Below are 7,583 nucleotides of genomic sequence, written 5' to 3' on the forward strand. Positions count from 1 at the left end.
TTTTGGCATTGGGCCCTCGGCGCTGACGGAGGCCATGGGCATGCTCAACCACCATTTCGCAGCAGCCGCCTGATCGGCGCAGAGCGACAGCCTACCTCTGACTGCCGCCAATCTTTGCAACAGAGCCGGCGGGATGATAGTTATGCATCACGCTAACGCATCCTCCTCAGCATCAGCATCGAGCATTCGGCCCATCGCGTAGTAATCGCCAATAACGCCTGATTCTTTATTGGCTGCCACAACATCTCCGCACACGGTATAGCCAAGCCGTTCATAAAATGCGAACGCCCGGTCGTTGCGAACAGCGACGTGGAAGATCAGGAAGAGCAAGCCACGGCGACGTACCCATTCCTCGGCGGACTTCACCAGGCTTGCTCCAAGCCCACGTCCCTGCCACCGTGTCCGGATAGCCAGATCAAAAGAGGCAAATTCTGCAGCGCCTTCGATGCACACGCTCCGTACATCTATGTAGCCGACGAGGTCGCCTATGCGTTGCAGGACGAAGATGCCTCGCTCGCCGGCTACGGCGGCGTTTAGTTCGGCAGTTGTGCGGCGCAGGAGTTCCCCTCGATCCCGGACATCGAAGATCATATGTTCCGCTTCGCGAGCGAGGGCGATCTTCAAGCGTACCAAAGCTTTAGCGTCGTCAAGGTTCGCCGGCCGTAGCTCGCTCCAGCTCTGCTTTCCGCCTACTTGAGCTATCGAACGCGCCGGCGGGAGTGGGCGCGCGTATATTACCTGTGTCATGTGAGGATCTGGACTCCCTGTAACGCGCGCGCGCGCTTTGAGATCGCGAGTTTGCCGAGGGAAAGGTGACCAGAGCGGAAAGCGTGACGTGGGGAAAGCCGCGCCGGATAGCTGAGGCTGCGCGGCCCGTCCGCTTGACGCTGTTCCCGCTTCCAAAAGGCAAAAAGCCCGAGCAGATTCCCCGCGACCGATACAAGATCAACGGCCAAGGCGAACGGTGCGCCAATGAGAAGATTGTGGGCCAGCCAGAAGGGCGCGGCCACGAGAAAGACGATCTTCATCCGCGTCGTTGATCGCTGGGTCCGCGCAATGAAAGAAGATGCACCGCCGCAAGCGGCAAGGCCGGACAGGATTCCATGCCAGGTCGCCACGGTGAGCAACAGCAGCGCGAGCAACGTCGCGCCGTCGAGCGCGAGCTTGGCAACCCGGTCACGAACCACCAGCGCGACGGTGAGCTGCATCAGGGAAAGAACGCATGCGGCCGAAGCGGTAGGCGCGCCGATCAGCGCGAAGTGAAGCGCGAATGCGCCCGCGCCCGCGCCCTGCACCATGAGCGCTCCCCGGCGCGAGGGTAGGAGCGGCCAGCTCACCACGCAGCCGAGACCAACAGCCCCGAATAGGATCGCAGCTAACCCGGTGCTCGCAAACGTTTGATCGAGGAAAAGCGACATGCACGCTCGCGTCGGGGTTGGTCCGGCTTCCACCGTGAAGGAAGAAGGTTAATGTGGCGTTGTCGTCGACCGCTTTCCCATCGCGAGTCCCGGCCACAATGGCATTTGGCTTTTGACGAGGACTGGTTCATTCTGCGTCCAGCGCGGCGCTCTTCCCCTTGGGTTCCGCCCTTGTTTGGACCAGGACAATGGTGCGTGACGCTTTCAAGCTTCTCGCCATCTCGACGTCGCTCGTGCTTTCTGGCTGCGTCAGTCCGCGAGAAATGGCCGCTCGCCATCGGGCGGCGTGTGCGAGCTACGGCTTCCAGCCTGGAACGGAGAGCTATGCGAATTGCCTTCTCCAGCTCGACGTAGGTGATTACGGCTACGGCCATCATAGGGGTGGCGTGCCGTTGTTTCCCGCCCGGCATCAGGCGCCCGCGCCGCCTCCGCCTATCGCCACGCAGGACTAAGGTCGGCTAAAGTTCACTGATGCCCCATCGTCCTGACCTATTGATCTACGCACTTTCGCTCGGAAGCGCAGCGCCCGTGGCGGCTCAGCAGGTGGTGCCCGCCAAACCACGAACCGCCGCGGGTGCGTCGAAGTTCGTCCAGGACATGCTGACCCGCGGCACAGCCGTCGCAAAGCCTTGGCCGGGTTTCGTGCGGAACAGCAGGATCACGAGCGTAGGAGTGAAAGGTGGTTGCCTCGTTACGCTCACGCTCGCCGACAAAAGCGCCCTCAGCGTGAAACTAGATCAGGTGGTTGCGATCCGACCGCTTTACTCGGCCAACGCGCCCCAGGCGTCGGTGGAGATCAAAGGGGGCGCGCAGCCCTACGAGGGTCTCGATATATTCGTCGGGGACAACGACGCGGTGCGCCGCGTCGGTGATGCCCTGGAGTTCATGCGCCAGTCCTGTGATCCATCGGCGAAGACTGGTTTCTAAACCGGCCAGCGGCGTCTCACCGACTTTTGCGAGGGCGGCTTGATCCGCACCCGACCAAGTTGGCCAACACCGTTATAATCTCATTCTAACCGTTGCGCGCACCGTCGTCGGCGCGCCGGGCATGATGTTGTTGTCGTTGTAGGCGGACGAGAAATAATCGCTGTTAAGCAGATTCTCGACGTTGATTTGCGCCTCGATCTGGGGGGTGAGCTTGAAGAATGCGGCGGCATCGACGCGGGTGAAGGCGGGCAGGATGGCGGTGTTGCTGATGGACGTGAAGCTTTTCGACTGGTGGTAGACACCGGCGCCGGCCCCCAAGCGTGGGGTGAGGTCGTAACGCGTCCAGAGCGAAGCCTGTTGTTTTGGAACCAGCGGAACCTCGCGCCCGGCCGGGGCGGCACTCGTCGTTTTGCGAATTGTCGCGTCCTGCAGCGCATAGCCCGCGCTGATCTGCCACTGGGGTGTGATCGCGCCGCTAAGGCCGAGTTCGAGCCCTTTGCTGCGCTGCGCGCCCGTGAGCACCGTCCGTGCGGGGTCATTGGGGTCGGCCGCGCGGGTGTTGGTGCGGTCAAGCTGGTAGATGGCGGCGGTCAGGTTCAGCGTCGGGCGGATATCCCATTTGAGGCCAAGCTCGTAATTGTCGAACCTCTCCGGCTCCAGCGCGGCGCTGGTGACATCGAGCGATGAGAATTGATCCCCCGACTGCGGCAGGAAGGACCGGCTATAGCTGGCGTATATCGAGACAGGTTGCACCGGCTTGAGCACCACGCCCACTCGGGGAGACCAAAGCGTGTCGGTCCGGCGATAGCTCTGCCCGGCAACCAGGTCGTCGACGTTAAGCGTGAAGCGGTCGCGGCGAACGCCGCCGATCAGATCGACATGGTCGCCGATCGAGATCTGGTCCTGCACATAGAAGGCGGCGGCGTCGGCGTTCGTGCGGATTGACCGGTAGCCGGTATTGGGAGTGGTGCGCAGCGTGACCGGCGGCACCGTGATCGGGTCGGCCAACCCGACAAAGACGCGCCGCCCCCCGTTGACGATATCACCACCCCCGAAAAAGCCGTTGATCCGCTGGTTGCGCGTGCGCTGGTCGCTAATTTCGAAGCCAGCGAGCAGCACGTGGCGGACGGGTCCAGTGGTGACCCTCCAAACAAGGTCGTTCTGGTTGAGCAGGTTCTTGCGTGTCGTGGGATCGCTATACGCTTCGAGGCCGACGCTCTGGACGCCGCCGCGCGACGTGACCGGGGTGACCGGAAAGGCGTTCCGATAGAGCTTGTCGTAATCACCATACAGGACCCGACTGGTCAGGGTCAGATTGTCGCTGAAGCGGTGCTCGACGCGCCCATTCAGGACCTTGGCCTCGAAATCGCTGACGTTGAATCCCGGCACACCGAAGAAGGTGTCGCGGGCGCCGGTGAGCGGGCGTGACGGGCTCGTCAGCGAGCCCTGAACGGCCGAGGGGACGCCTCGGTCGATCGTTCGCTTGTCGCTGTTATATTCGAAGCCCAGATCGATCCGAGTCGCACCGCCGAGCGAGAGCGCGACGGTCGGGTTGATCGCAACCCGGCGCCCGTCATAGAAGTCGCGATTGTTTCGGAACTCCTCGTAAACGGCGTTCATCCGGGTGGAGACGGACTCGCTGAGTGGCTGACTGATGTCGGCGTCGACATACCATGCGCCATATGTGTCCGCCGAACCGCTGCCGCTGATGAAGGCGTTGGCGACAGGGCGCTTGGTGACGCGGTTGATTACGCCCCCGCCGCCGCCGCGCCCGAAGATCATCGCGTTGGGACCTTTCAGAACCTCGATCCTCTCTGCATTGTAGAGGCCGCGATAATATTGCACGTCGTCCCGCAAGCCATCGACGAAGAAGTCTGCGGTGCTGCTGTTCCCGCGCAGGATGATCTGATCGCGGTGTCCCTCACCTTGGGAGATTACGGCGCCGGGGACATAGCGTAGTACATCGGCAATAGAGCGCATCGCCTGGTCGTCGATCTGCGTTTCCGTGATGATCGAGACCGCTTGGGGGACATCGTTGAGCTCGGTCGGTGTGCGCGTGGCGGTGCTGGTCGCATCGATCTGATAGCCGTCGCGGACGCCGGTCACGATGATCGTTTGCGAGGTGCTGCCGGGTCCCGGCAGGAACTGGTCTTGAGCCATTGCCGGGACGGTGAGCAGCCCGAAGCCGAGTGCAGTTCCAATACCAAGATTTCTCACCGTTGACCCTTTTGCGAATCTCTCTCACCAACGCAATAGGTGATTTGAGAGTGCGTCGCAATAGCCCTTCGGGGTGGTCGCTGTCGGGCCCGTTGACTTGCTCTCTAAAATATGAGGCCAGCGAAACGGACTACGGCAATGTTACGAAGCCCGACGAGATCACTTATCAGAGCCTGAGTTGGCTTTGCCGTTGCATTACGCCGAACGTCCTCAGCCATGACATGGAAGAGAGCCGAGCCAGTGACGCTCACCGGACGACGATCTTGCCTTTCATGCCGAAAATCGAGTGCATGAAGTGCGAACAATGCACGTCGTAGGTTCCGATCCGGTTGACAACCAGGCGCACGTCCCCGCTTTCTCCGCCTCCCAGATCGACCTCACCCTTGTTGATCGTCGACCGGCTGGCAGGGGCAATACTGGCTTGCTCGAAAAAGGCCTTGGCGACAAAATTGTGGCCGCCCCCTGCCGTGTTAACAAAGCGCAAGCGGTAGGGAACACCGCGTTGAAGCGTGATCGTGGCTGGAACGAAAGCGAAATTCTTCATGTCGATTTCGATCGTCCGGGCGTTCAACCAGTTCGGCGATTGAGCAAAGCCAGGCCCCGCGAGAAGAAGGCCGCAAACAGCGAGGCTTCCTGCTGCATCCAGGGTTGCCGAACGTAACTGTACGGAATCCCGCGCCAACAGGCGCAGGATCGCCGCTGCGCAGGATTTCGCGTCACGCGCATTATAGGATTCGGAATGGCTTGGTGCTGCAAATTCCGCTGACCCTCCCTCGTTAGGAACAATCAACGGCAGCCCTGACGCGATGGCTTCTAAGGCAACGAGACCAAAAGGTTCGGTATCCGATCCGTGCACGAGCGCATCTGCGCTGGCCAACACGGATGCAAATCGCTCACGCTCGAAGATCGGCTTAAACAGCCGGATGTGGGGATTGCCAGCGACGCGGCTGAAGATTTTGGGTCGATCGACGCCGTCGCCAAGGAGGATGAGCCCAAACCGCCTCCTCGGCGGGGGGGCAGACACAGACATGGCCCCTCCATTTCCTCCAGAAGACGATAGTGTCGATCTATCGCCGCTGCCCGTTCTTGGACCATTCCGCTTGCCGTCACCCAACTCCTGCGGACAGCGGAATGGTCATGTGCCGCTGCCCGGCTCACGAGCAATATCGGCGGCTTGTTGCCAATCGCGCTATCTGGTCGCGACAAACGTCGACATATGCACGGCCATGCTGTTGCCCACAGCCGCCACGCACACATTGTCGCCCCCTCGCTTGACCTGACGAACACCATGGTTGCCGCCCTAGCTGCGCTCGGCCTGCCAATAGAAGGTGAATCAGGAACTTGAAAACAGCGGGACGCGTGGATCGCCGGCCTGCGTGCGAGTTGTGAACGATTGGGCGCAATGGAAGAGTGCGCCGCCGGCCCGGGGGCGTTCCGCTTCGTGACATTCGTTCACGTCGGATTCGAGGGGTGTTCGCCGGCCGTGCGTAATGAATGTTAGCACGACGGAGGAATGAACATGGATATGGATTTGGACAGCGCGTTGCGCCGCCTTGCCGAGCAGCCGCTTCATCCCCGGCTTGCTGAACTGGAAGGGGATGTCATGCGGTTGATCGCGGCGGAGCAGCACGCGGGCAGCGGAGTGACACTGCGGGCTGGCATGCTGGCAGCGGTAGGCGCAGTCGTCTTGGGAGTGGTGGGCGGCGGATTGTCATCCGCAGCGGCGACTGCGCAGATGCCGACGCTGACGCCTTTCGGACCTGCCGTGCCGCTAGCGCCTTCGACCTTGCTGGCGTTCCAATGACGAGCAGCGCCCGGAGAACGATGCTGATCGCGGCCGTCGCGTTCGTGGCGGCGGTCGCAGGCGTGTGGGCTGGACGCGAGGTGTTTCCTACGCCGACGAGCCCAGGTGTGGAGCTTCACAGCTTGCTCCACGACGGGCTCGAGTTGGACGAGGCTCAACGGACCAAGCTCGAGACGCTGGAGTCCCGCTTCACCGTTCGAAGGCGTGCCTTGGAGCTGGAACTCAGGGCCGACAACGCGCGGCTCGCCGACGCCATCGAGGCCGAACATGGTAACGGGCCGCAGGTCGCGGCGGCCGTCGATCGTTCGCACGGCTCGATGGGCGAGCTCCAAAAGGAGACGTTGAACCATATGTTCGCGATGCGGCAGATCCTGCGGCCCGACCAGGCAAGGACGTTCGACCGCGCGGTGGTGAAGGCGCTGACCGCAGACGCGCGGTGAGTCTTGAACTTTCGGCCTGCACCGACGGCGAACTCGCCGCCTTGACGCTCGCTGGACGTCAGGCCGCCTTCGCCGAGATCATGCGCCGGCACCAGGAGCCGGTCTACCGCCTGATCCGTGCACATATCGGCGACGCCGAAGAGGCGCTTGACCTCACTCAGGAATGCTTCGCGTCCGCCTTTCAGAACCTGCGAAGGTATGACGGAGATCGGCCGCTCGCTGCGTGGCTGGCCCGCGTGGCGATCAACAAGAGCCGCGACTGGCATCGGCGGCGGCGCATACGCCAGATACTATCGTTCGCCTCTTCGCTGCCGCCCGAGACGATGGAGAGTGAGTGGGACGAGGCGCCAGGCGCCGACGCGGTAACCTTCCATCGCGCTGAGCTAGCCCGGCTTTCGCGCGCGGTATCCCAGCTGCCGGCCACGCTCAAGGAGACGATCTTGCTCCGGACCGTGGAGGGCTTGTCCCAAAAGGAAACCGCCGCCGCGCTGGGGATCAGTGGCAAGGCCGTGGAGACGCGGCTCCGGCGCGCGCGTAAAAAATTGTTGGATATTCTCGATTGCGCATGAGGGGGTGGGCTGGTTCATGCGTAATAAGGGGTAATGTCGGCGGCGTCCTCCCCCGGCTGCAAGCATTGAATTGGAGTGAAGGAACGGCATGAGCCGCAATCTGAACCGGCGCGACGTGATGCGCGGAACCGCCATGCTCGGCGGCACGCTGGCCATGTCGGCCTACCTGCCAGCTTGGGCGCAACCCGTGTCGCGCGGCATCGCCAAG

At 62.3% G+C, this 7,583-nt stretch carries 9 protein-coding genes; 5 read left to right on the plus strand and 4 right to left on the minus strand.

Annotated features, from left to right (window positions below; all coding sequences use genetic code 11):
- Positions 1-147: 147 nt before the first annotated feature.
- Together F4U94_RS23365 and F4U94_RS23370 are read right to left on the minus strand one after the other, a co-directional pair.
- Positions 148-747 carry a GNAT family N-acetyltransferase gene (locus F4U94_RS23365; RefSeq protein ID WP_066764259.1) on the minus strand — a complete coding sequence of 200 codons (600 nt, stop codon included), beginning with the start codon at positions 745-747 and terminating at the stop codon, positions 148-150.
- Complete coding sequence (locus F4U94_RS23370; RefSeq protein WP_037478046.1) at positions 744-1,298, minus strand: YgjV family protein; 555 nt, start codon at positions 1,296-1,298, stop codon at positions 744-746. The genes F4U94_RS23365 and F4U94_RS23370 overlap by 4 nt, the downstream gene beginning before the upstream one ends.
- 648 nt (positions 1,299-1,946) lie before the next feature.
- On the opposite strand from F4U94_RS23370, the gene F4U94_RS23375 reads away from it, so the two are divergent.
- Positions 1,947-2,345, plus strand: a complete 399-nt coding sequence (locus F4U94_RS23375) for a hypothetical protein (RefSeq protein WP_004212919.1) — start codon at positions 1,947-1,949, stop codon at positions 2,343-2,345.
- A 72-nt stretch (positions 2,346-2,417) separates the two neighbouring features.
- Here F4U94_RS23375 and F4U94_RS23380 read toward each other — a convergent pair whose 3' ends face one another.
- Positions 2,418-4,505 (minus strand): TonB-dependent receptor, encoded by a 2,088-nt coding sequence (locus F4U94_RS23380; protein WP_066486526.1) that lies wholly within the window; start codon positions 4,503-4,505, stop codon positions 2,418-2,420.
- Between the two features lie 304 nt (positions 4,506-4,809).
- Entirely contained in the window at positions 4,810-5,592 is a 783-nt protein-coding gene (locus F4U94_RS25245; RefSeq protein WP_231736642.1) for a glycosyltransferase, read from the minus strand.
- A gap of 489 nt (positions 5,593-6,081) precedes the next feature.
- Between F4U94_RS25245 and F4U94_RS23395 the strand changes: the two genes are divergently transcribed.
- From F4U94_RS23395 to F4U94_RS25420, 4 genes are all read left to right on the plus strand, one after another.
- The gene (locus F4U94_RS23395) at positions 6,082-6,366 is read left to right on the plus strand and encodes a hypothetical protein (RefSeq protein ID WP_066766221.1); all 285 of its coding nucleotides are present in this window, start codon (positions 6,082-6,084) and stop codon (positions 6,364-6,366) included.
- 20 nt (positions 6,367-6,386) lie between these two features.
- Positions 6,387-6,806, plus strand: coding sequence for a periplasmic heavy metal sensor (locus F4U94_RS23400; RefSeq protein ID WP_082733486.1), 420 nt, complete (start codon positions 6,387-6,389; stop codon positions 6,804-6,806).
- Positions 6,803-7,375, plus strand: a complete 573-nt coding sequence (locus tag F4U94_RS23405; protein WP_066766199.1) for an RNA polymerase sigma factor — start codon at positions 6,803-6,805, stop codon at positions 7,373-7,375. Before F4U94_RS23400 ends, F4U94_RS23405 begins: the two co-directional genes overlap by 4 nt.
- An 88-nt stretch (positions 7,376-7,463) precedes the next feature.
- Positions 7,464-7,583: twin-arginine translocation signal domain-containing protein (locus F4U94_RS25420; RefSeq protein ID WP_150412334.1), on the plus strand; the 120-nt coding region annotated here is incomplete at its 3' end.

This window comes from Sphingobium limneticum, assembly GCF_008710155.1.
GTDB classification, from domain to species: Bacteria; Pseudomonadota; Alphaproteobacteria; order Sphingomonadales; family Sphingomonadaceae; genus Sphingobium; species Sphingobium limneticum.

Coding starts and splice junctions, on each gene's coding strand:
- F4U94_RS23365 (WP_066764259.1), bottom strand. CDS start 747: ATGACACAGGTAATATACGCGCGCCCACTCCCGCCGGCGCGTTCGATA.
- F4U94_RS23370 (WP_037478046.1), bottom strand. CDS start 1,298: ATGGTGCAGGGCGCGGGCGCGGGCGCATTCGCGCTTCACTTCGCGCTG.
- F4U94_RS23380 (WP_066486526.1), bottom strand. CDS start 4,505: ATGGCTCAAGACCAGTTCCTGCCGGGACCCGGCAGCACCTCGCAAACG.
- F4U94_RS25245 (WP_231736642.1), bottom strand. CDS start 5,592: ATGTCTGTGTCTGCCCCCCCGCCGAGGAGGCGGTTTGGGCTCATCCTC.
- F4U94_RS23395 (WP_066766221.1), top strand. CDS start 6,082: ATGGATATGGATTTGGACAGCGCGTTGCGCCGCCTTGCCGAGCAGCCG.
- F4U94_RS23400 (WP_082733486.1), top strand. CDS start 6,387: ATGCTGATCGCGGCCGTCGCGTTCGTGGCGGCGGTCGCAGGCGTGTGG.